This is a genomic window from Streptomyces sp. IMTB 2501 (assembly GCF_001953885.1).
Taxonomy (GTDB): domain Bacteria; phylum Actinomycetota; class Actinomycetes; order Streptomycetales; family Streptomycetaceae; genus Streptomyces.
The window spans coordinates 1-26,510 of the sequence record NZ_MQUS01000045.1; the positions used below are offsets into that span (position 1 = coordinate 1).

Sequence of the window (26,510 nt, forward strand, 5' to 3'; positions counted from 1 at the left end):
TCACCGCCGCCGTGCTCGTCCCCACCGCCGTGCTCGTCCCCACCGCCGTGCTCGTCCCCACCGCCGTGGTCATCACCACGCCCGTGCTCGTCCCCACCACCGTGGTCGTCGCCCCGGCCGTGTTCGTCGTCACCCCGGTCGTTGCCGCGCACCAGGGCGAGCGCACCACCACCGGTGTGCACACCACCACGCGGCTTGTCCCGGTCACCCCCACGCCCGCGGTCATCACCGCCGCCGTGCTCGTCCCCACCGCCGTGCTCGTCCCCACCACCGTGGTCATCACCACGCCCGTGCTCGTCCCCACCACCGTGGTCGTCGCCCCGGCCGTGCTCGTCGTCACCCCGGTCGTTGCCGCGCACCAGGGTCAGCGCTCCGCCACCCGTGTGGATTCCACCGCGCGGCTCGTCGTGTCCGCGGCCCTTGCCGTGGTTTTCACCGTGATCATTGTCGTGGTCGCGACCCGAGTCGCCGCGGCCGTGGTCGTCGTCGGAACCACGATTGTGGTCCCGGCTGAAAGAGGAGTCGTCACGGCCTCCGTCGTCACCCGCGGGCACGGCGAGAGCCGCGCTGGGAACCGCGAAGGCGAGAGCGGCTGTTACTGCCGCCGAGGCCAAAAGCATGCGGGCAGATCGCATAGCGATGTCCTTCCGTCGTGGCCGGGCAGCGGATACCTCATCAGCTGAATGGACCCGTCCTCGACATGAACCACCGTCAGTGAGTGCGCAAGCTCCCACCATCCGAGCCACCCAGCCGGGTCACTGAGCCACCCGTCTGCCCCAGTGATCGCGCCCCATATGCCATCATCCGGGCGAATCCCCGGGCGTGGCGCACGCCCCACACCGGCCGGGTGTCATATGCCCGCTCAGCGGAGCCCGGTCCCCGGCCGCCGGAGTTCCGCGACCACCTCCGCTTGGTGACGTACGTCGGGGTCTCGGCGGGTGTATCCGGGTCGGTGGCGGCGATGGTGCTCGTCGTCGCCGTGGTGGCCGTGGAGTTCGGCCCCGGACTGCCGATGGCGCTGTGCGTCGGCTGGGACCGGCCCGGCTGGTACGTGGTGGGCGGTCTGTTCGCGGTGACAGGACTGCTCGCTCCGCCCGCGGTGGGCCGGACCCGGCGGAGTAAGGCCACCCGGTCGGTCTCGACGCCGGTCGTGGAGCAGGTGGCGTCCGCTTCCTGACACCCAGTCGCCCCTCTTGTTATGACCGCCGTCATAACGCAGGCTGGTGCCGACAGCACGGCAGTCCGATGCGATGGAGGAAGCGGTGGCGGACGGAAGGGCGCGGGAGCTGTGGGAGCGGTACGAGCCGGTGCACGATCTCGTGTACTTCGCACCGGAGGTCCGCCGGGCGGCGGACGCGCTCGGGATGCGGGGGTATTGGATGGGGTACTTCGCGCTGCGTGCGGCACCGCTCGGCGCGGTCCCGCCGTCGGTCGTGACGAGTTGTTTCTATGTCTTCCATCCCGCCCGGGTGGCCCGGGCCCTCCCAGACGCGTGGGCGTATGCGGCCCCGGCCGATGTGCTGGCCGCCCGCCTCGATGCGCTTGACACGGCGATGACCAGTGTGTTCGGACCGGATGTCGTCGGCTCGGGCGACTTCGCCGAGGCCGCCGACCTCGCCTGGGAGGCAGCCGCGGCGGCGGACACCGCGGGTCGGGTGCTGGCCGCCGCCAACCAGGCGCTGGAGCGCCCGGACCGTCCCACCGCCCGGCTGTGGCAGGGCCTGACGACGCTGCGCGAGCACCGGGGCGACTCGCATGTCGCGGTGCTGGTGGGTCAGGGGCTCGGGCCGGTGGAGGCCATGGTGCTCAAGGCCGCGTCCGGCGAGTCCGACGGGGCGATGCTGCGGGAGACCCGCAAGTGGGACCCGGCGGACTGGGACACGGCCACAGCGCGGTTGCGTGAGCGTGGGCTGCTCATGGCCGACGGCTCCCTCACCCCGGCCGGGGCGGTCGTGCGCGCGGAGGTGGAGGCACTGACGGACGCGGCGGCCGAAGGCCCCTGGACCGCGCTCGGCGCCGACCGCACCACCCGGCTGGCCGGCCTGCTGGAGCCGCTGTCCCGCCTGGTCGAGAGCTCGGGGCTGCTGCCTCCGGGCAATCCGGTGGGACTGATCCGGGGCTCTCATCCCGTCGCCGACTGAGCGGCCTTCGGGCGAGTGCGTTGTCGACCGCCCGCCGTGCTCCGGTCGAGTCCGTACGGCGCCCCCGCCCGCCACAGTGGGCGGGGGCGCCGTACGGACGGCTGCGGGTCGCTGGTTACCAGGTCACCGGCAGCCGCTCGGGCATCCGTTTCATGAAGCCGGTACGCCAGACCAGTTGGCCGGGCGGTACGGCGAGCGCGAGGTCCGGGAGCCGGTCGAGGAGGACCTCCAGGGCGATCCGGGCGTGGGCGCGGCCGAGCGCGGTCGCGGGGCAGTAGTGGGCGCCGCCGCCGAAGGAGAGGTGGTCGGCGGTGTTGTCGCGGTGGACGTCGAAACGGTGCGGGTCGGGAAACTTCTCCGGGTCGAGGTTCGCACCCTCGACCAGCACGAGGACGAGTTCGCCCTGCTTCACGTCGACGTCACCGAGCCGGACGTCCTCCAGCGCCAGGCGCGGCAGGGCGTCGCCGATGGAGAGGTTGACCCGCAGCAGTTCCTCCACGCCCGGACCGATCAGGTCGGGGCGGTCCCGGAGGAGGTCGCGGGCGATGGGATGGGTGAGCAGGTGGACCAGGGCCATGGCGAGGAAGCCGGAGGTGGAGATCACACCGGCGCCGAACATGGTGACCCCGACGGTGGCCAGCATCTCGTCGCTGAGATGGGCGTACTCGGGGTCGTCGCGCAGCGCGGCGAGTTCACCCATCAGGCCGTGCGTCGCGGGGTCGTCGAGCAGGGCCGTCATCCGGGCGATGTCCCGGTCCCAGTTGATCTTCGCGCCGGTGATGGGGCACGGCGCGTTCATGAAGGCGATGTCCAGGCTGCGCAGGAAGGCCGGGGCCTCGGTCTGCGGGATGCCGAGGATGCGGCAGTGCATGCCCGCCGAGTACGGGTCGCAGAACGCGGCGCGCAGATCGGCCGTCGGGCCTTCGGCCACCATCTGGTCCGCCAGCCGGTGCGCCTCCTCGCGCAGCCACTCCATCAGGCCGGGTGACTTCGGATTGAGCGCCTTCATCACCGCCCGCCGCAACCCGGCGCCGGTGATGTTGCCCATGTTGTTCACGACCTCGGGCGGGATCGTGAGCGCGTACTGCCGGGGAACTCCGGGAGCGGAGGTGTCCTTCAGGGAGAACCGGTCGTCCTTCAGTACCTGCGCGCACAGGTCGTACGACGACACGAGCCAGGCTTCGGCACCGGCGATGGTCCGCACGCGCCGTACGGGGGTGGCGGCGCGTATCTCCTCGACCTCGGCGGGGACCTGGGTGCCGTCCCAGGAGAACGGGAAGTCGAGCAGGTGCGGGGCGTCGGTGCGGGTGCCGGGGGCGGCGGTCATGCCACGGCTCCTTCCAGGGCGGTGGGGGTGACGATGGCGTGGCCCTGGTTGCGGGAGGCGCGCAGACCGGCGCCGCGGGAGTACAACAGCTCGGCCATCGGCAGCAGTTGGTGGTAGCAGTTGAGCGAGGAGGGCACCTTGAGGATGGCGGGGGTGTCCAGGAACAGCGGGGCCTCGGCACACACGTACTCCAGGCACACGGCGCGCTGACGTTCGGTCGGTGTCTCGCCCCGCGCGCTAAGGAAACGATTTACCAAGGCATCGCAAACGGCCCGGAAGGCGCCGTCGGAGGACAGGCGGTCCTTGAGCTGCCGATGGATGTCCTGATAGGCGGGGTTGGTGCGGAACTCCGACATCGGGTGCCAGTCCAGCCGCAGTCCCTCCGGGTCCGCCGCCGACACGGCGTCCCGGACCTTGGCGCGTACACCACGCAGGTTCTTCACCGCCTTGCGCCGGGCCTCGTCCGGCGGATAGCCGGACGCCTCGTACATCTCGGCGACGTACAGGTCGGTATAGACGAAGTCGACCCTGTCGAAGTGGTCCAGTCCCCAGCGGGCGAGGTCGTGCAGGCGGCGGGCGGAGAAGTAGCTGTTGCCCGGGGACACACCGATCACGGCGTGCGCGCCCTCGCCCAGAATGACTTCGCAGTGGGAGGTGTACGGCTGGACTTCGAAGACGTCGGCCATCAGCACGGATGCTGTGGTCAAAGGGGAAAGCCTCCGCCGCGCGCTAGTCCCGGCGGGGCCCTGTGCCCCTGGTGTGGCTGCGCGGCGCCCTCACGCTAACCGTAGTGGATCAGCACGGGCAGTTACTGCCTGGTTTTGGCTGAAAACAGTCGTAGCAATGCTCGAAGTTCCATGCAACGTGCATCTGTTGCGAGCCGTACGCTGAGGTCGTGTTCAACCGAGACGAGGCCTACGAGGATCCGGGCCGGGTGGCGTCCCGGCTCACCGGACGCCCGGCCACCGGGGCGCGCACGGGGTCCGGATCACCTGCCGAGGTCACCCTGGACGACGGCGCCCGGGTGATGGTCAAGCGCGGCGACACACCCGGGGCCATACGGGCCGAGGTGGCCGGACTGCGCTGGCTGGCCGCCGCGGACGCGGTCCGGGTGCCGGCGGTGCTCGGTCACGACGAACGCTGGATGGTGACGGAGCGGGTGCCGACCGGGCGGCCGGACCCCACGGCGGCACTGCGTTTCGGTCGATCCCTGGCCGCTCTTCACGCGGCCGGTGCACCGCATCTCGGGGCGGCGCCGCCTGACGGCCCCGAGGACGCGTTCATCGGCCTCGCTCCCATGCGCAACACGCCCGGCACGAACTGGCCCAGCTGGTACGCCGAGCACCGCGTACTGCCGTATGTGCGCGGCGCGGTCGACCGCGGCACGCTCCGCCCGGACGAGGCGGCCGTCTTCGAGCAGGTCTGTGCGCGGCTGCCCGACCTGGCGGGTCCCGCCGAGCCGCCCGCGCGGCTGCACGGCGACCTGTGGAACGGGAACGTGCTGTGGGGCGCCGACGGCGAGGTCCGGCTCATCGACCCGGCCGCGCACGGCGGACACCGGGAGACCGACCTGGCGATGCTCCAGCTGTTCGGCTGCCCTCATCTGGACCGCGTGCTCGCCGGGTACGAGGAGGCGGCGCCGCTCGCGCCAGGCCGGCAGGACCGCGTGGGCGTACACCAGTTGTTCCCGCTGCTGGTGCACGCGGTGCTGTTCGGACGCGGATATGCGGAACAGGCCCTGACCGCGGCCCGGGACGCACTCGCGGTGTGACGCGGATCCGGCGGACGGCTACTTGCGTCCCCGGCCACCGGGCTCTCCGGCCGGTCCAGTTGACGACGGGTCCCTCGACCAGGCGGAGTGCGGCCGCGAAATGGCGGTCCGCAGTGGGCAACGTACTGGGCGCCATCGGCGTCCTGAGCCATGCGGGCCCTTCCGGCACCCCTCCGACCTGCGATTACGCAGAGTGAGGAAACCAATCACCCGTTCGATTCGTATAAGGACGTGAAAGCCGAATCAGGGAGAGACCATGCAACCGTTCACGCTCAACTACGCGCGCCCCGCTGTGCAGTTGGACGTCACCACTCCGTATGCGTACGACTCCGGACTGCAGTTGAACGTCCTCCCGGACGGGCGGATAGCCGCCACCGACCACGCGACCCTGAGAGCTCTGGGGACCACCACGTCGACCGCCGGTTCCAAGACCCACTTCGACGACTGAACCGCGGACCCAGAGATATGACCGTGCTCATCCTGACCAGACAAGAAGACGTGACGGCGGACATGGTGGTCCTCCGGCTGGGCGAAGCCGGAGTGCCCGTCGTCCGGCTCGATCCCGCCGATCTGACCAACGGGGTGGCGCTGTCGGGCGAGTACGTGCAGGGCGCCTACCGGGGGCATCTGTCCGTCGGCGGGCGCCTGGTGACCATGAGCGGCCTGCGCTCCGTCTGGGTGCGCAGGCCCGGGGAGGCGGCCGCTCGCGCCGCCCAGCCGTCCGCCTGGCTGACGGAGGAGTCGTCACAGGCGCTGTACGGCATGCTGCGCACCACCGACACGCGCTGGATGAACCATCCGGACGCGGCCCGCCGCGCCCGGCACAAGCCCTGGCAGCTGCATCTCGCACAGCGCAGCGGCCTCGCGGTGCCGGCCACGCTGATCACGACGTTCCCGCAGGCGGCGCGGGAGTTCGCGGAGCGTTTCCCGGATCTGGTGGTCAAGCCGGTGTCCGGTGCGCATCCGCAGGAGCCCCCGCGCGCGGTACCGACCAGCCGGGTCGCGCCGGACGCCGACTTCTCGGCGGTGGCCTTCGGTCCGACGCTGCTGCAGCGGCGGGTCGGCAAGCGGGCGGACATCCGGCTCACCGTCGTCGGCGACACCCTGCTGGCCGCGCGCAAGCCCGCCGACCCCGACGCCCACCCGGACGACGTGGACGTCCGTTTCGCCCCCTCGGTCTCTCCCTGGCTGCCCGCGGACGTGCCGGCGCGCGTCGCCGAGGGCGTACGGCGGTACATGAGGGGCGCCGAACTGGCCTACGGCGCATTCGACTTCGCCGAGGACGCCGACGGGATCTGGTGGTTCCTGGAGTGCAACCAGTCGGGACAGTTCGGGTTCGTCGAGATGGACACAGGTCAGCCCATCGCCGCGACGATCGCAGACTGGCTTGCCGGGGACGGGGATCCGGACGGCAGGTGTGCGGAGGGCAGCCGGGGCGCAGCCTCTTGAGGGTGCGGGGATCGGCTCGGAGAAAGGAACGCCTCATGCGCATCGGATTGCTGGGAACGGGCCCGTGGGCCCAAACGGCATACGCTCCCGCCCTCTCCGGCCACCCCGGCGTGGAGTTCGCCGGAGTGTGGGGCCGCAGGCCCGAGGCGGCCACAGCGCTGGCCACGGGGTACGGCGTCCCCACGTACGACGACGTGGACGCGCTGCTGGCCGATGTGGACGCGGTGGCCGTGGCCCTGCCGCCGTCCGTGCAGGCCGAGTTGGCGGTACGGGCGGCACGGGCGGGCCGTCATCTGCTGCTGGACAAGCCGCTCGGGGTGGCGGTCGCCGAGGGCCGGGCCGTGGTGGCCGCGGCGGAACGGGCCGGGGTGGCCTCGGTGGTGTTCTTCACGGCCCGCTTCCAGAAGGAGCCGGAGGCCTGGATCGAGGAACAGGCTGCCGTGGCGGGCTGGTTCACGGCCCGGGCGCAGTGGCTGGGGGCCGTGTTCACCTCCGACAGCCCGTTCGCGGGCTCGCCTTGGCGGCGGGAGAAGGGTGCGCTGTGGGACGTCGGCCCGCACGCCCTGTCGGTGCTGCTGCCGGTCCTCGGTGACGTACGGCAGATGGTGGCTGCGGCGCACGGTCCCGCGGACACCGTGCACCTGGTCCTCGACCACGCCACCGGTGCGTCGAGCACCCTCACGCTGAGCCTGACGGCTCCGCCCGCGGCTGCCGGGGCCGATGTGGAGCTGCGGGGCGAGGCGGGCGTGGCACTGCTGCCGGGCAGTTCCGAGGGAGCGGTCCCGGCGCTGACGCGCGCGGTCGACGCCCTGCTGACGGCCGCCCGCACGGGCCGCCCGCACGCCTGCGACGCCGCGTTCGGCCTCCGCGTCACCGAAATCCTGGCCACAGCCCAGGCCCGGCTGGCAGCCGAGGACGACTAGTGCCCCGGCAGGCAACGCCTGCCCGCCAAGGAGCGGCGTCCGGTGCGTGCTCTGGGGGCCCCGGCCGAAGGCTGGGGGAGTGCCGGACGGAAGGCCTCGTACTGGACGTACGTGGGCTTTCGGCCGGTGCGGCGAGAGGGCGTGCCCGGCGTCGCGACGGGGCGAACGCTGCCTGTTGGGGCACTAGTGCCTCCTGTCCGGCGGAGCAGGTCGCTGGAAATCAACCGCGCCTCATCAGCGCAGATGAGCCGAGGGCTGGTGCGTCCAGCTGCAAGGCGGAGGCGGGAGTCGGCGATGGGGGTGCCCCGCGCCCTCAAGGCAGTGGGGGAAAGCGTGCCAGCCCCCGCCGGACAGGCCCTGGCCCGCAGACCCCCGACCGCCCCTGCCCCTGCGAGCACTCCGGCTCCGGTTCGGCGCTCCGGTGGTGGCACGGGCAGACGCGGCGGGTGGGTCGACGAACTGCGGATCAGTGGGCGGCGTCGGAGATCCGCCGGCCGGTGGGCGGCAGGCAGGGGCGGCGATCCGCCGGTCGGCGAGCGACGCGGACCGGGGCGGCAACAGGCAACCCGCTGGTGGCAGGGTGACCTCAGGGCTCCGGGCAGCACGCCGCCCTTCCCCGCCCTGGTCAGCGGAACGCTCGTCACTCTGGGACCGGGGTCGGGTGACGACAACGAGACACGGCGCTCCATCTCGTGGTACGCCGCCTTCCACTGCTCCCGGCCCCATCGATCTCGCCGACCATCTCCTCTCCGGCGCACACCCGCCACGCCTCCGCGTCGCATCCCACGGCCCCTCCCCGTCCCGCCGCCGATCACCACTCCGCCAGCATGTCACCCGCCACTGACAGCGGGGTCGGCCCAGAAGTTGAGGCGCTCCCGTACGACGGGGTAGCCGGCCGTGGTGAAGTGTGCGGCCATCGGGAAGTTGCCCCGGTCGGTGGCGGCGGCGATGAACTCGGCGTCCTGGGCTGCAAGGAAGTGGGTGCACTCGGCGAGCAGGTCGTAGGCGTAGCCGTGTCCGCGCTGCTCCGGCACGACGCCGATGAAGCCGACGCAGGGCCCGGACGGGTTGCGCGCCGGGATGTGGATACCGACGGTCTCGCCCTCGGGCGTGAGGGCGATCTGCCACCACGCGCGCGGGGACGGAAACCAGTGGAGGACGTCCAGTTCCTGCTGTGCGGCCATCTCGGGTCCGCCACGCTCGGCGGCCCGGCGGGCGTGGGCGTCGAGGGTGACGGAGTGGATGCGGCGGAGCAGGTCGAAGAAGACCGCGTCGTCCGGCTCCGGGGCGAAGACGAGGCGGCCGGGCCGCTCGGGCAGGCCCCGGTCCGGGGTCCAGCGGTACAGGAAGCGCTCCACCAGCGGCGTGTAGCCGGCGGCACGCGCGGCGGCGGCCCGGATGTCCGCGGCGGTGCGCAGCCGTGCGTCGGCGCGCCAGCCGGAGGGCAGATCGAGTTCGAGTTCGTGGGTCTGCCAGGGTGCCGTGCGCAGAAGCGCCGCTCCGGCCTCCTCCTCGCCCTCGGCCACGTCGAACCAGTTGATCAGGAGCGGTTCCGGGTCCTCGGGCCGGCCCCACCAGGCGGCGCGGGCCACGGTACGGCCGTCGCGTACGGCGATGCGCCACCAGTCGGCTCGGTAGCGGGTGTGCCGGTGCTTGTCCCGGAACGCCAGCGGGTCGGGCATGGTGTCGAAGAGGTGCGCGCTGCTCTCGTCGAGCGTGCGGATGACCAAGGGGGTCATGAGGTTCCTTCGGGATGCGTGCCGCGTGGCGGTGAGGATGCGCTCCCGGTCAGGCCTGGCACACCCGGGTGACGGGGAGGTGGGAGCGCGGGATGACAGTGACCATGACGCTCGCCTCCTTCCGTCCGTCGCGGGTGTGCCGGGCCAGGCTATGGGGCCGAACCGGGGGCGTCCACCGGATTTCGCCGGCCGCGCGTCCATCACCCTCCGCCGACGGCGCGTCCACCCCCTCCGTCGGCCGGGCTTCCACCGCTCAGCCCCGGCCGCACGCGGAACGCCCATCGCCCATCGCCCCATCGCCCCATCGCCCGAATGTCACCGCCTGTCCCTGCCTCCCCCCACTTACCCCCCGCCCCCGGCTGGGCCCGGCCGCCCTGTCCCGGGCGCCATGAGACCCCGCCCGGGCCACGGCCCGGCCCGCCGATGACCGGCGCGCCCTGCCGGAGGCCGCGCTCCAGGCAGGAGGCCCGGGGACGGCGGGCGGCGTAGCTTGGGGATGTGAGATCGGTGCGCGGCGGGGTGTCGCGTCGGAACCGGGAGGAACGCGGCTGGTTGCGGGGCGCGCCGCCACCGCGCTGGGTGCGGGTGCTCCCCGTGCTGCTGCTCGTGGCCGTCGCCGGGGCCACACTGGTCACCCCTCACGCCCGCGACCTGGGATTTCTGCTCGGCGCCATCCCGCCGCTGGCCGTGCTGTCGTACGGCCCGCTGGCCACGGCCGTCCTGGGCGTCGGGGTGGTCGTGGCGCTGAACGTCCCCGCCACCCACCTCAACCGCCCCGGCAACACCGATCTGCTCACCATCGTGTTCGTGGCCACCCTGAGCGTGTTCGTGTCGTATGTCCGCAGTCGCCGGGACGCCCAGCTGGACACCGAGCGGGCGATCGGCGAGGCCGTGCAGCGGGCCGTGATGCCGCCGCTGCCGAAGCGGGTCGGGAGCGTGGGATGCGCGGGTTTCTACCGGGCCGCGCAGAACGGCACGCTGGTGGGCGGGGACTTCTTCGACGTGCGGGACGGGCCGTACGGCGTGCGCGCGGTGATGGGCGACGTACAGGGGCACGGGCTCGCGGCGGTCGCGACGGTGGTGTCGCTGCTGGGCGCGTTCCGGGAGGCTGTACTGGACCAGCCGGACCTGGAGTCGGTCGCCGCGCGGATGGACCGCAGGCTGGCGGTGGACTCGACGGGCGTACGGCACGGGGAGCTGTTCGCCACGGGGTTGCTGCTGGAGTTCTCCCCCGACGGGCGCGCGGTGCGCGTGGTGGCCTGCGGTCATCCGGTGCCCGTCCTGCTGCACGAGCGGCGCGCCGTGGAGCTGACGGTCGCATCGGGACCACCGCTGGGGCTCGGGCTGGTCGGCGTCGACCCGCCGAAGGAGGTCACCGTGCCACTCGCGGCGGGCGACCGGCTCTTCCTGGCCTCCGACGGGGTGTGGGAGGCGCGGGACGCCGACCGTGCCTTCTATCCGCTGCCCGCGCGCCTGGCGGCCCTCACCGGCACGGCGTCCGCCGAGCTGCCCGAGGTGGTGTGGGCGGACCTCACACGGCGGCGCTACGAGGTCCGGGACGACGTCACCATGCTGGTGCTGACGCCCGAACCAAGGGCCACCTGACCGTCCGGCTGATCAGCCCACGTCCCACAGGGCGCGGTGGATCGAGGCCCGGCCGAAGAGGGGGTCGGCCCGCGCACGGCACGCGCGCGAGCGCGGGTTGCGCGCTCCCCAAATGACGAATGTACAACCGGAGTTCGAACGTCCCGACTCAAACGCCAGGCCTCGCCACCCTTTCCGCCGCGTAGAGATATCTACGAGCATGCATATGCCGGGTTGCCGTGCAGGCCCAGGGAGTACCCGGCCGCGGCCGTTCCCCGCGGCGAGCGTGGGCGAACGAGGACACCCGGAGCAGCGGATGACGAACACGATGTGGGTGCGGGGCGTGGAGTGGCTGGCCGCCGCGGCGGCGGACCCGCGCGCCTGCACACGGGACTGGGATCACGGCAAGGGCACCGCGCTGCTGGAGGCGGGGCGCTTATGGGACGTGCTGAGCGTCCCCGACCAGCTGGGTCTGCTCACCCTCGACCTGCTGTGGCGGCCCGGACTGTCCGTGGCGGGGCCGACGCTGATCGACACGGCGGCCGGTCGTGTCGGGTTCTTCCTGCCGCCGGACCCGACCGGGAGCTGGAAGGGCGCCGGTCTGCGCTACGCGACCAAGGGCGCCTGGGTCGCCGTACCGCCGCCCTACCGCCCCGCGCGTTTCCTGGAGTGGCTCGTGCCGCCCGACGGCACCGGCACGCTGCACTCGCCCGGCGCGCTTGCGGGGGCGCTGCGGCAGGCCGACGGCACGCTCGCCGTGCTCGCGCCGCTGTGCGGGCGGTGACGGTTCAGACGCGCTCGGTCGTGGCGCGGGTACCCGTCGCGGGCCCGGGGAAGACGGCCCGCAGCGCATCGGCTTCCGAAGGCACGGTTCGCCCCTGCGCCCGCCACTCGGCGACTAGCCGGACATAGATCGGCTCCCCGGCCCGCTCGACCCGATCCACCGGCGCCGTCCGAACCGGCGTCGCCGTCTGGCGCATCCGACCCAGCCGATCGATCCGGTCCGGCCGATCCAGCCGGTCGATCCGGTCCCTCCGGTCCGGCCGGCCCAGGCGGTTCGGCGGGTCATCCAAGCGGTTTATGCCGGGGCAACGCCCGTGAACCGCCGTGGCTACGCCCTCACCCGGTCGGCTCACCGGGTCGAGTGAGGCCGTCCCTCCAACGGCCCTGCCAACCGTCTGACAAGCATCCCGCGGCAGGAGATGAGCCGGGCCCGCCCTCGTTCCGACGGGCGTGGCGCAATGAGCGCTCCTATGCTGGGGAGGTCCGGGCCTCGACGTCCCGCTCACCGCACGTTCGGCTCTCACGTGCTTGGAGTCAGCCCATGTCGATGTCGTCCGCACGCCTGCGCCGGGGGGCCACGGTCGCCGTGCTGGCGGGAACACTGGTGGTACCGCTCACCACCGGGACGGCGGGAGCGGCACCCGCCGCCGTAACGGCCGCGCTCACCGCGGACTCGCCGAGCCCCTCCCCCTCGGAGCCGGCCGTCCGTCCGCTCACTCCGCAGGTGGCACGCCAACTCGACGCCGCCGTACGGAAGGTGATGCACGAGGCGAACGTGCCGGGTGTGACCGTGGGCATCTGGACGCCGGGACAGCCGAGTTACGTCCGCTCGTTCGGGGTCGCCGACAAGAGCAGCGGTCAGAAGATGGCGCCGGACCTGTACATGCGCATCGGCAGCGAGACGAAGACCTTCACCGTGACGGCGCTGCTGCAGCTGGTGGACCAGAAGAAGGTCGGTCTGGACGACCCGATCGGCAAGTACATCGGCGGCGTGCCCGACGAGAACAGGATCACGCTGCGCCAACTGGCCGGGATGCGCAGCGGGCTGTTCAACTACTCGGAGGACCCCGACTTCTTCAAGGCGCTGACCTCCGACCCGCAACGGAGCTTCACGCCCGAGCAGTTGCTCGCCTACGCCTTCAAGCATCCGGTGCTGTTCCAGCCGGGGCACAAGTTCTCCTACTGCAACACCAACCTGATCCTGCTGGGTCTGGTGGTGGAGAAGGCGAGCGGGCAGCACCTCGGGGACTACATCCAGCAGCACATCCTCGATCCGGCCGGTATGAAGCACACTCTCTTCCCGGCCGGCAACGAGTTCCCCACCCCGCACGCGCAGGGCTACACCGAGCAGACGGCGAACGGCAAGGAGACCGACGCGGCCGACTGGAATCCGTCCTGGGGCTGGGCGGCCGGCGCGATGATCTCGAACCTGCGGGATCTGCGCACCTGGGCGCCCACGGTGGCCACCGGCCGGTTCCCGGGCGGGAAGCCGATGGTCAGTGCCGCTGCCCAGAAGCAGCGGCTGATCACTCCGCAGACCGGCTCGATCAAGGGCGCCGGATACGGCCTGGGCATCTTCGACGTGCGGGGATGGATCGGCCACAACGGCTCCCTGCCCGGCTACGAGTCGTTGACCGTTTATCTGCCGTCGACCCGGACGACGCTCGTCGCCCTCCTCAACACCGACACGGACTACCGGTCCCGGGAGCCCAGCACGGTACTCGGCACCGCGATGACGAAGATCATCTCTCCCGGGCACGTGTACAACCTGCCCGTCACGCCCACCGGTTGAGGCACCGGCGCACCCGGATTCCTGCCTCGGCGGAGCCCGTAGGGAGGGCTTCGGCACGCCGACGGGCCGGGCGCGGGGCCGCGACCGGTCCCCCGTTCCGGTCGTGCCCCGCGGAGTGCCGAGGCTACGCGCGTCGCCGGACGCGGGGTAGTGCACCGGTGCCCGGCGCGGCCCGCACGGCACTCACCGGTGCACAGGCGCGTCCGGTTGGTCCGGGTTCGCGGCGCCGGGTTCGGGTACGGCCGCCGGGCCGAGGTCGGGTACGGGCAGTTCGCCGGTGACGAGCTGGGCGAGGACGACCTCGTACAAGTCGGTGCCGCCGGACGTCAGCCGGCGTTCCAGCACGGGTTCGGCCGCCCGGAGGTGTTCGCGCACGGTCTGGGCGTGTACGCCGAGCACCTGGGCGGCGCGTTCGGCGTGCGCGTCTGCGCCGGTCCAGGCGCGCAGGGTACGGCGCAGGTCCCGGCCGTCGTCGTCGAGCCGGCCGAGGAGCCCTTCGGCCCAGGCGCCGAGCGCGCTCGTCCGGAGCAGTTCGGTGAGCTGACAGCGGGCCGGCGGATCGGGTGCGCCGCAGCGGGGGTCGTACGGGCCGTGTGCGGCCTCGGTGTTGAGGGCCGCGTGGGCGACGGCGCGGACGGCCAGCCGGGAGAAGTCGGCGCCGAGCAGCGCGGCGACCCGGTCCATCCGGGCGCGGACCGTGTTGCGGCTGACGCCGAGCACCTTGGCCGCGTTCACGGCGGTGAACTCAAGGCCGAGCCGGGTGGTGGCGAGCAGTTCGGCGCGCACATGGTGCGGCAGCGCGTCGAGCGGCCGCAGCACCGCGCCGGCCCAGGCCCGCAGCGCGGCGGGGTCCATGAGCCGTACGGGGCGGGTGCGGGCGGCGTAGACGGCGGCCCGGTCGGGCCGGAAGCGGGCCACGGCGAGGGCGGTGACGGCCTGTCCGTAGGCGGTGGCGGTCAGGGCGAGGCGCTGGCGGGGCTGCCCCCGAGGAAGGTGCCTGGGCGGTCGGCGACAAGGGACCGCAGCCGCTCCCCCACGTCGGCGGACGGGCCGACGACGATGACGTGTTCGTCCACCGCGGGGCAGCGCACGACGAGCGCCCCGCCGTCGGTCGTCTCCACGCACACGTCGGCGAGCCGGTCGCGTTCGGCGGCGGTGCCCTCAAGGACGTACACGCGGGCGGTGTCCTCCTCCAGCAGGCCCGGCCACAGCCCGGCGGCGACCCGGCGGGCGGAGACGGTGTCCTCCACCATGAGCAGTTGCAGGATCGCCAGCCGCAGATCGGCCGTGGCTCGCCGCAGCCGCCGCCCGGATGCTGCCAACTCCCTTTCCCTGAGGAGCAGTTCGAGCACTCCGGCGGTGTGAGCGAGGATGTCCGCGGTATGCCGGTCGAAGGGTGCCCGGCGGGCGACGGCGAGGACGGCTGCCGCTGCCGGGCCGGGACCCGGATACGGTACGCCGACCAGGCGCACGTGCCGCAGGCCGTCGTCGACGGCCGCGGCGGAGACCCTCCCGGTGGCGACGTCGGCGAGCACGGCGGCGTCGAGCGGCAGGTGCTCACCGGCGAGCAGATCGCCGCGCGCGTCCAGGAGGCATACCGCTGCCTCCACGGTCCGGGCGAGCCAGGCGACGAGCCGGCGGGGATCGCGTCCGGCGGGCCGCAGATGGTCCAGCAACTCCTGCGCCCAGGCGCTGTCGCCGCCGTGCGGCTGCGGGAACGCCGGGCCCTCGTCCGGTCGGCCGGCCACGTGTCCCTCTCCTCGTCTCCGTGTTGACCTGGGCTTAAGGATCCGCACACGTTACCCGACGCGACCCTGTCCCGGAGCCGGACATGGCTCCGCCGGCGCCCCGGGGGGTGGGACGCCGGCGGATCCTTCGCGTCCGGAGCGGGGGGGGTGCCCAGGACGGCTCAGGATCGGATGCCCCCGAATCCGGAAAGTACTCATGCGAATCCGAACTCACGCGAATCCGGAAAGTACTCACGAGACCGGAAAGTACTCACGCGCATCCGGACAGCACTCGCTGGAAGTAGAAACGGCAAGTCCGGAGCGGCCGATCGGACTTGGCACGGCCGGTCTCCGCCGCCGTACCTCCGCGCAGCCCCGCCGCGAGCACCGCTTCCGGCAGGCACGCGCCCCGGTGACCAGTGCGGAGGCGTGCGGGCCGGCCATGAACGCCCGGCCACCACCCTCGACCACAGCCGCCCCGAGCGTGCCCGGCATGCCGGTGGAGACGGGCGCCACCCCCATCGAAGCCGGCACCGGCGTCGTAGCCGTCTCCACGGTGGAGCCGTGGACACAGGGGGTGGATGGGCGCCTGGGGGCGCGTGTGGCGGCCGGGACGGCATAAGCTCGTCGGGTGGCTAAGTACTTCGACGTGCACCCCGAGAATCCGCAGCCGCGCAGCATCGCCCAGATCGCCGACGCGGTGCGGTCGGAAGCGCTCATCGCATACCCGACCGACTCCTGCTACGCGCTGGGCTGCCGGCTGGGCAGCCGGGACGGCATGGACCGGATCCGCTCCATCCGCCATCTGGACGACCGGCACCACTTCACGCTGATGTGCCGGGACTTCGCGCAGCTCGGCCAGTTCGTGCGGGTGGACAACGACGTGTTCCGCGCCGTGAAGGCGTCCACACCCGGCAGTTACACTTTCATTCTCCCGGCCACCCGTGAGGTGCCGCGCAAGCTGCTGCACCCGAAGAAGAAGACCGTGGGTGTGCGCATCCCCGATCACGTGGTCACCCAGGCACTGCTGGCGGAGCTGGGCGAGCCACTGCTGTCCAGCACGCTGTTGCTGCCGGACGAGGCGGAGCCGCTGACGCAGGGCTGGGAGATCAAGGACCGGCTCGACCACATGGTGGACGCGGTGGTCGACTCGGGCGAGTGCGGCACCGAGCCGACGACGGTCGTGGACTTCTCCGGCGGCGAGGCGGAGATCGTACGGCGCGGCGCCGGGGACACCAGCCGCTTCGAGTGACACCGGCCACTCGGAGCTGCCGTGCGGCACACCAGGTGCGGCGCCGTCGATCTTGCGTGGCAGCATGGGCATAGCCGGCGCCGGGGGGCGACCGCCGTCCGACGCCCATTCCCCTAGGGAGGCTTGCTCATCATGACCGATCTCCAGCGAACCGACCTCGACATCCGGACCGAGGACGGCATCGCTGACGCCTACCTCGTCCACCCCGCGGACGGGCGTCCCCGTCCGGGTGTGCTGTTCTACCAGGACGCCTACGGCCTGCGCCCGCACCTGAAGAAGATGGCCGACCGCCTGGCCGCCGCCGGCTACGCGGTGCTGGTGCCCAACGTGACCTACCGTCTCGGCCGGGCCCCGGTCCTGGAGTTGCCCGAGTTCATCGACCCGGCCGCAGACCCGACCATCTGGGAGAAGCTCGGCCCGATCGTCTTCTCGCTGACCCAGGATCTGATCGAGCGGGACTCCGCCGCCTACCTGCGCTGGATGGCCGACAGCCCGCTGGTCTCCGACGGGCCGGTCGGGGTCACCGGCTACTGCATGGGCGCCCGGCTCTCCCTGTGGACTGCGGCGGCGCACCCGGACCGGGTCGCGGCGGCGGCCGGGTTCCACGGCGCCGCGCTCGCCACCGACGATCCGACCAGCCCGCACCTGGGCGCCCCGCGCATCACCGCGGAGCTGTACCTCGGACACGCCGACAACGACCCTTCGCTGCCGCCTGAGCAGATCGAGCGCTTCGAGAAGGCTCTGACCGATGCCGGGGTCCGGCACACGTGCGAGGTCTACGAGGGCGCCCAGCACGGCTACACGCAGGCGGACACCACCGCGTACAGCGAGGAGGCGTACGAGCGGCACTGGGCAGCCCTGCTCGGCCTGCTCGAACGCACCTTCTGACACCGGCCCGGCGCCCGTCCGAGTCCGGCTCACGGCGGGCGCCGGCCCGAACCCGCCTCGCTCCACCTTGTCCATCTCATTGACATGCCCGCGCCCTGGGCACGAGGCTGAGAGCGCTCTCACTCAGGTACGGACCAACATCCGTACGACCCCGACCCCACACGGAGGTAGAGAGTGCCTCAGACACGCACACGCCCGGTGCTGCCCCTGGCGGCCGCCGCGGCTCTGGTCGGCGGAGTGCTCGCGTTCGGCACCCCGGACCGCGCCGGTGCCGCCGTACCGGACACCATCCCCCTGCAGCTCACCAACAACTCGGGCCGCTCCGAGCCGGTCTACGTCTACGACCTCGGCACCCAGCTGTCCTCCGGGACGCAGGGCTGGGCCGACGCGAACGGCGCCTTCCACGCCTGGCCGGCGGGTGGAAACCCCCCGACACCCGCTCCGGACGCGGCGATCGACGGCCCGGCCCCCGGACAGTCGAAGACGATCCGGATACCGAAGTTCTCCGGCCGGATCTACTTCTCCTACGGCCAGAAGCTCGACTTCCGGCTGGCAACCGGCGGCCTCGTCCAGCCGGCCGTGCAGAACCCCTCCGACCCCAACCGGAACACCCTGTTCAACTGGTCCGAGTACACCCTCAACGACGCCGGACTGTGGCTGAACAGCACCCAGGTGGACATGTTCTCGGCGCCGTACGCGGTCGGGGTGCAGCGCTCCGACGGCGGTGTGAGCACCACCGGGCATCTGAAGTCCGGTGGTTACACGGGGTTCTTCAACGCGCTGCGCGGCCAGTCGGGCGGCTGGTCGGGGCTGGTCCAGACCCGCTCCGACGGCACGGTGCTTCGCGCGCTCTCACCGCTGTACGGCGTGGAGACCGGCGCCCTGCCGGCGAACGTGATGGACGACTACGTGGGCCGGGTCTGGCAGAAGTACACGACGTCGACGCTGACCGTGACGCCGTTCACCGACCAGCCGAACACCAAGTACTTCGGCCGGGTCTCGGGCGACGTCATGAACTTCACCGACGCGTCGGGCGCGGTCGTCACCAGTTTCCAGAAGCCCGACGCGGACAGCGTCTTCGGCTGCCACAAGCTGCTCGACGCTCCCAATGACAAAGTCCGCGGCCCCATCTCCCGCACCCTGTGCGCCGGTTTCAACCGCTCGACGCTGCTGATCAACGCCAATCAGCCGGACACCACAACGACCGGCTTCTACCAGGACTCCGTGACGAACCAGTACGCGCGTGCCGTTCACGGCGCGATGGCCGACGGCAAGGCCTACGCGTTCGCCTTCGACGACGTCGGGAACCAGGAGTCGCTGGTCCACGACGGCAGCCCGCAGCAGGCGTATCTGACACTGGATCCGCTGAGCTGACGTGGCACGGCCCCGCACCGCTCGGTGCGGGGCCGCGGAACGGGGTGACTCAGCCGGTCGTCAGGGCGGTGTCGTCCACGACGAAGCTGGTCTGCAGCGAGGAGTCCTCCACGCCGTTGAACTTCAGCGTGACCGTCGAGCCCGCCAGCGAGGACAGGTCGAACGACTTCTGGCTGTAGCCGGAGGCCGCGTTGAGGTTCGAGTAGGTCGCGAGGGTCTTCGAACCCGCGGTCACCGTCAGCTTGTCGTACTGGGTACTGGTGGTGGTCTCCGCGGTGTCGATGTGCAGGTAGAAGGTCAGGGTCGCCTTGCAACCCGCGGGAATCGTCACCGACTGGGACAGCGTGTCGGTGTGCGAGCTGCCGTATCCGTCGAGCCAGGCCTTGTACGACCCGCTGTGTGCGGCCTCACCACTGTCGGTGGTGATGACGCCGCTGGTGGCGGTCCAGCCGGTGCCGCCGGACTCGAAGCCGGGGTTGCTCAGCAGCTGGGCCGACGTGCAACCGCCGCCACCACTGGAGTTGACCGTCCAGCTGAAGGTCGCGGTGCCGGTCGCACCGGTGGAGTCGGTCACCGTCACCGTGGTGTTGGAGGTACCGGCCGTCGTGGGCGTGCCGGTGATCTGGCCGGTGGAGCTGTTGATCGACAGGCCCGCGGGCAGACCTGAGGCGCTGTAGGACAGGGCGCCGCTGTTGGTGCTGCTCGCCTGGATCTGCAGGCTCACGGCGGTGCCGACAGTCGAGGTCTGGCTGCCCGGGTTGGTGACCGTCACGCCGCTGCTCGGCGGGGTGATGTGGCTGCCGACGTTGATGCCCGCGAAAGCGTTGCCGACTCCCGCGTACTGTGTGGAGTTGGCACCGTACAGGGCGGCCGCCGCGTTCAGGGCGGCGGTGCGGGCGGCGGCGTAGTCGGTGCTCGACGTCATGTACGTCGTCAGCGCCTTGTACCAGATCTGCAGCGCGGCGGCCCGGCCGATGCCGGTGACGGCGACGCCGTCGGAGGTCGGGCTGTCGTAGGTCACGCCGTTGATGACCTTGGTGCCGCTGCCCTCGGACAGCAGGTAGAACATGTGGTTCGCCGGGCCCGAGGAGTAGTGCACGTCCAGGCCGCCCACGCCCGAGTACCAGGAGTCTGCCGAACTGCCGTCCTTGCTGGGCTTGTCCATGTAGCGCAGCGGGGTGCCGTTGCCGTTGATGTTGATCTGCTCGCCGATGAGGTAGTCACCGGGGGCGGAGGAGTTGTTGGCGTAGAACTCCACGCCGGTGCCCATGATGTCGCTGGTGGCCTCGTTCAGGCCGCCGGACTCACCGGTGTAGTCCAGGCCCGCGGTGTTGGAGGTGACGCCGTGGGTCATCTCGTGGCCGGCCACGTCCAGCGAGGTCAGCGGGTCGTTGTTGCCGGAGCCGTCGCCGTAGGTCATGCAGAAGCAGGTGTCGTCCCAGAACGCGTTCACGTACGCGTTGCCGTAGTGCACGCGCGAGTAGGCGCCGACACCGTCGTTCTTGATGCCGCTGCGGCCGAACGTGTTCTTGTAGAAGTCCCAGGTCTCCTGCGCCCCGTAGTGCGCGTCGGCGCCCGCGGTGGCGGCGTTGGAGTTGGTGCCGTCGCCCCAGGTGTCGTTGGACTGCGAGAACAGCGTTCCCGTGCCCGAGGTGCCGTGGTTGAGGTTGTACGTCTTGTGCCCGCCGCGCGCGCCGTCGGTCAGCGTGTACGTCGAACCCGACTGGGTCGTCGTCAGCGTGACCTGACCGCTGTAGTGGGTGTTGCCGACGCCGGTCTCGATCGCCTGGTACCGGTACAGCTCCTTGCCGGTGATGGCGTCGGTGATGACGTGCAGCCGGCTGGGCGTGCCGTCGTCCTGGAAGCCGCTGACCACCGTCTCCCAGGCGAGCTTCGGGGTGCCTGTACCGGCCCAGATCACCTTGCGGGCGCTGTCGGCGGCGGGCTTCTTGGCGTCGAGGGACTTGGCGGCCTTCAGAGCCTTGTCCTGGGCGGCCGACTTGGTGAAGGTCGCGGTGGTGGAGGCGACCTGGATCTTGTGCTTGTTGTTGTACGTGGTGCTCACCGTGCCCGCGGCCAGGGAGGCGGGCGGGGTGTGCACGACGAGGTCGCCACCGAGGACGGGGAGGCCGGCGTAGGTGCGCTCGTACCGGGTGTGCCGGGTGCCGTCGTCGTCCTTGACGACGTCCTTGACGACCAGCTTCTCCTGGGCACCGAGGCCGAGGGTGCGGGCGGTCGCGGCGGTCTGCTGCCGGGCGCTCTGCATCAGCGCCTGGTGCTGGGCCGGGCTGAGCTTGGCCTCCAGGCCGCCGGTGCGCAGTGCACCGGGGTGGGCGGCGACGGACGTGGCGATCGCCGGGGCGGCCTGGAGACCGACGGCGAGCAAGGCCGCGGTGGAGACCAGGGCGGCTCCGACCGCGGCCCGCGTGTGCCCTCCGTGGGACACGGGTCTGTGGGGAGAGGATCTGTGGGGCAGGGATCTGTGGGGTTGGCGTCTCACTCGTACTCCTCCTGCTGCGGCCGCCGGGACGCGGCCGGTGACAGACGGGCAGACGGGTCTGCTGCCCGGGCGAGCTGAGCAATGTGGAACCGTGATCCGAGAACGCACCGGGAAGGTGCACGGTGCGTGGAGGAAGGATTCCAGCCTTGACCCGCACATGTCAGTCATATCGCGGTCAATCGAGGGTTTTCCCTATACCGATCGGCGAGACGACGGAGGCAGGACTGCATCCAAATGCCATTGCCCGGCTTTCGTCAGTTCGTGGCGAGCGGGCGATACCGCAGGGTCACCGCCGCCGAACGGTCGTCGTCGAGCAGCTCAAGTCGGACGGGGGCGCCTCCCGGGTTGTCGAACAGCCGGATTCCTTCACCGAGCAACACCGGCGCGATGTGCAGATCGATCCGGTCGATCAGTCCGCGCTCAAGAAGTTGCCGGCCGATCGCGGGCGAGAAGACCTCAAGGTTCTTGCCGTTGGCCGCGTCCAGCCCGATCCGGACCGCCTCGGCCACGTCGCAGCGCAAGAACGTCACCCCGTCGGCGGGCTGTGTGCCTTCGGGGTGGTGTGTCAGGACGAACAGCGGGCCCTGCCACGCGCCGCCGTAGACGGTGCCGGCATCGGGGTAGGCGTCCCAGCCGTCTCGACCGCCCAGCACCGCGCCGGTCGTCTGGACATATGCGTCGATGAGGCCCGGCTCGAACGAGAAACCGGTCATCCAGTCCATCTCATGATTCGGCCCTGCCACGAACCCGTCCAGCGACATGGTGAAGTGCCAGAGCACTTTTCCCCCGCGTGCCGGCGTTCCGTGTGTCCCGGCGGCGGGCCGGGCGCGCTGACAGCGCCCTGACGGGGCTTGGCGTCCACGGCCGTTCCTCTCGTCGGTCTCCTTCGTACTGTTCGCACTGGTCGACTCGACTCCCCCTCGAAACTCATCGCTTCCGCGCCATCGGAGAACGACCTCGTCTTCGACGGCATGGGCGCCGGTCGCGCCCACGGCTCCGGGGTCAAAGCAGCCGACCGTCACGTCCTCGTGATCCCTTGGGCAGGCCAACTGGGGTGTCATCAAGGGAACTTCGTAGCAACGTAACTGCGTCAACCGATCATGACCACTCACCAGATCTCACTACGGCCCGCGAACCTCGACGACCTGGACCCGATCACCGACCTGCACACCCTTGCGCGCACCGCGTACTACCACGCCGGCGGCATTGCGGAGTCGGAACTCAACTCTCCCGAGGCACACAGTGATCGGCGGGAAATGTGGTCGCGCGCCCTCCAGGACGACACCAAGACGGTGCTGTGTGCCATGCGGCAGGGCGAGACAGTGGGTGTCTTGGCGATGGGCCCACCGTTGGAGGCGGACGTGGACGCCGCGTTCGTCGGCCAGCTCTATCAGATCCATGTCCGGCCTGGGAGTTGGGGGCTGGGGATCGGCGGCCGGCTGCACGCGGCGTTCGTCCGGTTCCTGCGCGATGCGTCCCTGACGACCGGGGTGCTCGAAGCGTGGGAGCGCAACGGCCGAGCACAGGCCTTTTACGCCCGGCACGGATGGAAGCCCGACGGGCACCGTCGTCCCGGACCGGGCAACACCCACTATGAGCGGATGTTCCTGGAGTTGGGCCACTCTGTTTGATGCGGCGCTGCGTCGTCTTCCGGCTGCGCATACAGACCTTCGGTTGTACGCATGAGGCTGCCTGCCGCAATCGCTCTCGCGCCCCTTCCTGGGCTCCCTCGCCGTCGACTGCACCGTCGACGGCATCCTGTGGAGCTGGGTCCGGCTGCTCGGGCCCCGGAGCGGCGGAGGCATCGCGGTATCCGAGCGGGCACCGGGTGAGCCCGGCCGGCGGGGACTGGCCTGTCTGGTGGGTGCCGCACGCACCGTGCCCCTCGGTTACGACCGCCGGCTCGCCGACTCCGGCACCGGCTCGGCAGGCGCGGGCCGAGCGCGGCGAGTGGGCGGGGGAAGGCCACACCTGGGCACACAGCACCTGGACAACTGGCTGGACGCCTCGTCCCGGTGGGTCAGCGCCACAACGCCGGTCCACGCGCGGCTGTCACCTGGCGCTCCATCGCCCTTCAGCTCAGCGCCGCGCAAGGCTACGCGTAACGACCGTGAGAGGCCGTTCGGTGGCAGGTGCGGGACTCACCAACGTACGGTCATCACCACCGTCACCTCGTCACCGGCCGCCAGCCCCTCCGGGCGGCGAACGGCGGCCCTGAGCGGGAGCAAGTAGCCGCCGTCCTTGGGGAAGAGGGACGTGGTGAAGGCGGTGGTGCCGATCCTGGCCTCGACCGGGATCACGCCCCAGCCGTAGCTGGCCAGCGCGGCCACGTCACGGATGTCGGCAGACTCCGCGTCCGGCACGGCGACGAAGTAGTACGGCGCCGGTCCCCGCCACTCCACGACCCGGCCGGCGAAGGCGAGTTCCATGCTCTGCCCCGTCCTGAAGGAGATCGACAGCGTATCGGCTCCCGCCCGGGTGCCCCCTCTGTTCGCCCAGCTCGTACGGAACTTGGGCGTTCCGGTCGAAGCTGGCTCTCGGCCTGTGGGCGACACGCCCGGACGTCGGGGCCGCCGACCGCCGTCGGCCGGTGCGTTGTTACGGTGCACCGCGTGTCTGACTCCTCGCGCGATACCGCACAGGGCGCCGGCTGGGGCTCGGCCGAGCCCGGCACCTACAAGCAGCTGATGCCGGACCACGTCGAGAAGCTGTCGTGGCTGAATCCACGGACGCTGTGGGCCGCCCGCAACGGCGTCCTGGCGTCCTGGTTCGGTGATCCGACCGGCCGTACCCGCGGCCGCTGGGTGGCGCGCCGGGAGGCGGCCGGGGCGCCCGCCGACAAGGTGATCCGGCGGGACGGCGCCGACCAGTTCTCCTTCATGGTCATCGGCGACACCGGCGAGGGCGACGGCTGCCAATACGCCGTCGTACCAGGCTTTTTGAAGGTGAGTCAGGACACCGACTTCGCGGTGATCGCCAGCGATGTGATCTATCCGGTGGGCAGCGCCGAGGACTACGGCGACAAGTTCTTCCGGCCCTACCAGGACTATCCAGCGCCGATCTACGCGATACCGGGCAACCACGACTGGTACGAGGATCTCGGTGCGTTCATGCGTGTCTTCTGCGACGACACCCCGCCGCTCGACCCCGAGCCCCGGCCGCGCCCGCTCGGCCGCGCCTGGTGGCGCGCCCTGCTGTGGCACCGGCCCCGGCCGACCGACGAGCAACGGCTCACCGCCGCACGGGCCTTGCGGTCGGCTCCCGGTCAACAGGCCGCGCAGCCCGGGCCGTACTGGGCGATCGACGCGGGCCCGCTGCGGATCGTCGGCATCGACACCGGTCTGCTCGGCACGATCGACGCCGAACAGGGCGCCTGGCTGCGCGAGGTGTCCCGGGACCCGAAGCCGAAGATCCTGATCACCGGGTCGCCGCTGTACGTCGACGGCGAGCACCATCCGTGCGCGATCGAGGGCGGCGGGACGGTGGACGAGATCGTGCGGGACCCGGACCACCACTACGTGGCCGCGATCGGTGGTGACATCCACAACTACCAGCGCTACCCGGTCGACGTGGACGGCCGCACCATCCAGTACGTGGTCGCGGGCGGCGGCGGGGCGTTCATGCATGCCACGCACACCATCCCGCGCGTGTCGGTCGGCGGGGTCACCGAGCGGGACTTCCGCTGCTATCCGCTGCGCGGTGACTCGCTCGCCTTCTACAGCCATCTGTACGGCCGCCGGCTGCGGCTGCCCCGCCTCCTCAACCTGACCGAGGCCGAGGCGACCACGATCGTCGCCGAACGGCTCGGCATCGAGCCGGGCCGCAAGCCGGGCTCCGACGCCCAGGTCACCCGGCGCACCCGTCTGGTCGCGAGCCTGCTCGGCACCGGTGGCCGCCCGGACCGTACGTCCCGCTTCCGGCTGCCCGTGCACAAGGTCTACACCCAGTTGTTCTCGCCCGGCTCGGCCACCTACAGCCCGCCGTTCTTCAAGTGCTTCCTGCGCCTCGACGTCTCTCCTGAGGCGCTGCGGCTGCGCTGCTTCGCCGCCACCGGCAACCGCGCGCAGGAGGTCGATCCGCCGGTCGAGGACGAGTTCGTCATCCCGCTGAAGTGATCGGCTGCGCTGATCAGTTGCAGTGATCGGTTGCAGTGATCAGAAGTGATCACACGGTTGTCACATCGGCCTGCCAGAATCGGGACAGAGCCGTCGTACGACCGCTGGAGGAGCCCGTGCCGTCCACCCCTCGCCCGCTGCGCAAGCTGGGCTTTCTCACGATCGGCCTGTTCGACGCGGCGGATCCGGCCCGGGGCCATGAGTCCACGCTGCAGATCATCGAGTTGGGTGAGCGGCTGGGCTTCGACAGCGCCTGGGTCCGCCACCGTCATCTGCAGTACGGCATCTCGTCCCCGGTAGCTGTCCTCGCGGCGGCCTCCCAGCGCACCCGGCGCATCGAGCTTGGCACGGCGGTGATCCCGCTGGGCTGGGAGAACCCGCTGCGGCTGGCCGAGGACCTGGCGACGGTCGACCTGCTGTCCGGCGGCCGGCTGAACCCGGGCGTGAGCGTGGGCCCGCCGATGCACTACGAGCAGATCAAGGAGGCGCTGTACCCGGACACCGCCGATGCCGAGGACTTCTCCTACGAGCGGGTACGGCGGCTGCTGGACTTCGTGCGCGGCAAGCCCGCCAGCGACTTCAGCGGGGTCGAGGGCTTCGAGGTCTTCTCCGATGTGGTCCAACCGCACTCCCCCGGTCTGGGCCGCCGGCTGTGGTACGGCGGCGCGAGCCTCGGCTCGGCTCGCTGGGCCGGCGAGCACGGCATGAACTTCCTGACCAGCAGCGTGGTCAAGGCGGAACAGCCGGACGGGCCCTGGGACTTCGCAGCGATCCAGCTGTCCCTCATCCGGGAGTTCCGCGACCGTCATCCCGATGGCGAGGCGGCCCGGGTCTCGCAGGGGCTGGTCGTGATTCCCACCGACTCCGCCAGCCCGGAGCAGCGCGCCAAGTACGAGGCGTACGCGGCGCGGCGCCTGCCCCGCACGGCTTCCCCGCAGGGTCCGGCCCGGCTGCTGTTCGCCCCGGACCTGGTCGGCACCTCGGAGGAGATCGCCGAACGGCTGCATGCGCACGCCGCGTTCCGTGAGGTGGACGAGGTGGCGTTCGCGCTGCCGTTCACCTTCGAGCACGAGGACTACATACAGATCCTCACGGACATGGCGACGAAGCTGGGCCCGGCGCTGGGGTGGCGGCCGGCCGGCTGA

At 71.4% G+C, this 26,510-nt stretch carries 23 protein-coding genes and 1 pseudogene; 16 read left to right on the forward strand and 8 right to left on the reverse strand.

Translation table 11 applies throughout. The features are described from left to right. From AV521_RS49855 to AV521_RS42080, 3 genes are all read left to right on the forward strand, one after another. On the forward strand, positions 1–683 hold a 683-nt coding region (locus tag AV521_RS49855), incomplete at its 5' end, for a hypothetical protein (protein ID WP_218639414.1). A 230-nt stretch (positions 684–913) separates the two neighbouring features. After that, positions 914–1,177, forward strand: coding sequence for a hypothetical protein (locus AV521_RS42075; RefSeq protein WP_143658744.1), 264 nt, complete (start codon positions 914–916; stop codon positions 1,175–1,177). Between the two features lie 85 nt (positions 1,178–1,262). Further along, positions 1,263–2,141: a hypothetical protein gene (locus AV521_RS42080; protein WP_076096829.1), complete on the forward strand. Its 879-nt coding sequence runs from the start codon at positions 1,263–1,265 to the stop codon at positions 2,139–2,141. Positions 2,142–2,256: 115 nt separating this feature from the next. On the opposite strand, the gene AV521_RS42085 is transcribed toward AV521_RS42080, so the two are convergent. Next, positions 2,257–3,468 carry a cytochrome P450 gene (locus tag AV521_RS42085; protein ID WP_076096831.1) on the reverse strand — a complete coding sequence of 404 codons (1,212 nt, stop codon included), beginning with the start codon at positions 3,466–3,468 and terminating at the stop codon, positions 2,257–2,259. Then, the gene (locus AV521_RS42090; protein ID WP_256725939.1) at positions 3,465–4,175 is read right to left on the reverse strand and encodes a tRNA-dependent cyclodipeptide synthase; all 711 of its coding nucleotides are present in this window, start codon (positions 4,173–4,175) and stop codon (positions 3,465–3,467) included. The genes AV521_RS42085 and AV521_RS42090 overlap by 4 nt, the downstream gene beginning before the upstream one ends. Positions 4,176–4,402: 227 nt before the next feature. Between AV521_RS42090 and AV521_RS42095 the strand changes: the two genes are divergently transcribed. The 4 genes from AV521_RS42095 to AV521_RS42110 all read left to right on the forward strand — a co-directional run bounded on the left by AV521_RS42095 (position 4,403) and on the right by AV521_RS42110 (position 7,611). Further along, positions 4,403–5,239 carry a fructosamine kinase family protein gene (locus AV521_RS42095; RefSeq protein WP_076096908.1) on the forward strand — a complete coding sequence of 279 codons (837 nt, stop codon included), beginning with the start codon at positions 4,403–4,405 and terminating at the stop codon, positions 5,237–5,239. A gap of 256 nt (positions 5,240–5,495) precedes the next feature. Next, the gene (tgmA, locus tag AV521_RS42100; protein ID WP_020938095.1) at positions 5,496–5,687 is read left to right on the forward strand and encodes a putative ATP-grasp-modified RiPP; all 192 of its coding nucleotides are present in this window, start codon (positions 5,496–5,498) and stop codon (positions 5,685–5,687) included. 17 nt (positions 5,688–5,704) lie between these two features. Next, on the forward strand, positions 5,705–6,688 hold the full coding sequence (tgmB, locus tag AV521_RS42105; protein ID WP_076096833.1) for an ATP-grasp ribosomal peptide maturase: 984 nt from the start codon (positions 5,705–5,707) through the stop codon (positions 6,686–6,688). Positions 6,689–6,723: 35 nt separating this feature from the next. Beyond that, positions 6,724–7,611 (forward strand): Gfo/Idh/MocA family protein, encoded by an 888-nt coding sequence (locus AV521_RS42110; RefSeq protein ID WP_076096835.1) that lies wholly within the window; start codon positions 6,724–6,726, stop codon positions 7,609–7,611. Positions 7,612–8,441: 830 nt separating this feature from the next. Here the strand turns inward: AV521_RS42110 and AV521_RS42115 are convergent. Then, entirely contained in the window at positions 8,442–9,350 is a 909-nt protein-coding gene (locus AV521_RS42115; protein WP_076096837.1) for an N-acetyltransferase, read from the reverse strand. Between the two features lie 498 nt (positions 9,351–9,848). Between AV521_RS42115 and AV521_RS42120 the strand changes: the two genes are divergently transcribed. Continuing rightward, positions 9,849–10,955, forward strand: a complete 1,107-nt coding sequence (locus AV521_RS42120; RefSeq protein ID WP_076096839.1) for a PP2C family protein-serine/threonine phosphatase — start codon at positions 9,849–9,851, stop codon at positions 10,953–10,955. A gap of 295 nt (positions 10,956–11,250) precedes the next feature. Continuing rightward, positions 11,251–11,718, forward strand: a complete 468-nt coding sequence (locus tag AV521_RS42125; RefSeq protein ID WP_076096841.1) for a hypothetical protein — start codon at positions 11,251–11,253, stop codon at positions 11,716–11,718. Positions 11,719–11,722: 4 nt separating this feature from the next. Here the strand turns inward: AV521_RS42125 and AV521_RS42130 are convergent, their stop codons facing one another. After that, on the reverse strand, positions 11,723–12,007 hold the full coding sequence (locus tag AV521_RS42130; protein WP_256725940.1) for a hypothetical protein: 285 nt from the start codon (positions 12,005–12,007) through the stop codon (positions 11,723–11,725). Between the two features lie 251 nt (positions 12,008–12,258). On the opposite strand from AV521_RS42130, the gene AV521_RS42135 reads away from it, so the two are divergent. Continuing rightward, positions 12,259–13,509 (forward strand): serine hydrolase, encoded by a 1,251-nt coding sequence (locus AV521_RS42135; RefSeq protein ID WP_076096843.1) that lies wholly within the window; start codon positions 12,259–12,261, stop codon positions 13,507–13,509. 183 nt (positions 13,510–13,692) lie between these two features. Here AV521_RS42135 and AV521_RS42140 read toward each other — a convergent pair. Then, positions 13,693–15,257, reverse strand: a pseudogene (locus AV521_RS42140) (helix-turn-helix domain-containing protein). 610 nt (positions 15,258–15,867) lie between these two features. Here AV521_RS42140 and AV521_RS42145 point away from each other — a divergent pair. The 3 genes from AV521_RS42145 (at position 15,868) to AV521_RS42155 (ending at position 18,750) form a co-directional block, all read left to right on the forward strand. After that, positions 15,868–16,488 (forward strand): L-threonylcarbamoyladenylate synthase, encoded by a 621-nt coding sequence (locus tag AV521_RS42145; protein WP_076096845.1) that lies wholly within the window; start codon positions 15,868–15,870, stop codon positions 16,486–16,488. Positions 16,489–16,620: 132 nt separating this feature from the next. Continuing rightward, a complete protein-coding gene (locus AV521_RS42150; protein WP_076096912.1) occupies positions 16,621–17,376 on the forward strand; it encodes a dienelactone hydrolase family protein in 756 nt (251 codons plus the stop codon). Positions 17,377–17,550: 174 nt separating this feature from the next. Then, a complete protein-coding gene (locus tag AV521_RS42155; RefSeq protein ID WP_076096847.1) occupies positions 17,551–18,750 on the forward strand; it encodes a glycoside hydrolase family 64 protein in 1,200 nt (399 codons plus the stop codon). A gap of 49 nt (positions 18,751–18,799) precedes the next feature. Here the strand turns inward: AV521_RS42155 and AV521_RS42160 are convergent, their stop codons facing one another. Next, on the reverse strand, positions 18,800–21,196 hold the full coding sequence (locus AV521_RS42160; protein WP_076096849.1) for a M4 family metallopeptidase: 2,397 nt from the start codon (positions 21,194–21,196) through the stop codon (positions 18,800–18,802). 308 nt (positions 21,197–21,504) lie between these two features. Next, on the reverse strand, positions 21,505–22,029 hold the full coding sequence (locus tag AV521_RS42165) for a dihydrofolate reductase family protein (RefSeq protein WP_256725941.1): 525 nt from the start codon (positions 22,027–22,029) through the stop codon (positions 21,505–21,507). Between the two features lie 321 nt (positions 22,030–22,350). On the opposite strand from AV521_RS42165, the gene AV521_RS42170 reads away from it, so the two are divergent. Continuing rightward, positions 22,351–22,881: a GNAT family N-acetyltransferase gene (locus AV521_RS42170; RefSeq protein ID WP_076096851.1), complete on the forward strand. Its 531-nt coding sequence runs from the start codon at positions 22,351–22,353 to the stop codon at positions 22,879–22,881. 510 nt (positions 22,882–23,391) lie between these two features. On the opposite strand, the gene AV521_RS42175 is transcribed toward AV521_RS42170, so the two are convergent. Next, complete coding sequence (locus tag AV521_RS42175) at positions 23,392–23,679, reverse strand: DUF1905 domain-containing protein (RefSeq protein ID WP_076096853.1); 288 nt, start codon at positions 23,677–23,679, stop codon at positions 23,392–23,394. 183 nt (positions 23,680–23,862) lie between these two features. Between AV521_RS42175 and AV521_RS42180 the strand changes: the two genes are divergently transcribed. Both AV521_RS42180 and AV521_RS42185 read left to right on the forward strand, forming a co-directional pair. Continuing rightward, entirely contained in the window at positions 23,863–25,365 is a 1,503-nt protein-coding gene (locus tag AV521_RS42180) for a metallophosphoesterase (protein WP_107481165.1), read from the forward strand. A gap of 116 nt (positions 25,366–25,481) precedes the next feature. Further along, positions 25,482–26,510 (forward strand): LLM class flavin-dependent oxidoreductase, encoded by a 1,029-nt coding sequence (locus AV521_RS42185; protein ID WP_076096857.1) that lies wholly within the window; start codon positions 25,482–25,484, stop codon positions 26,508–26,510.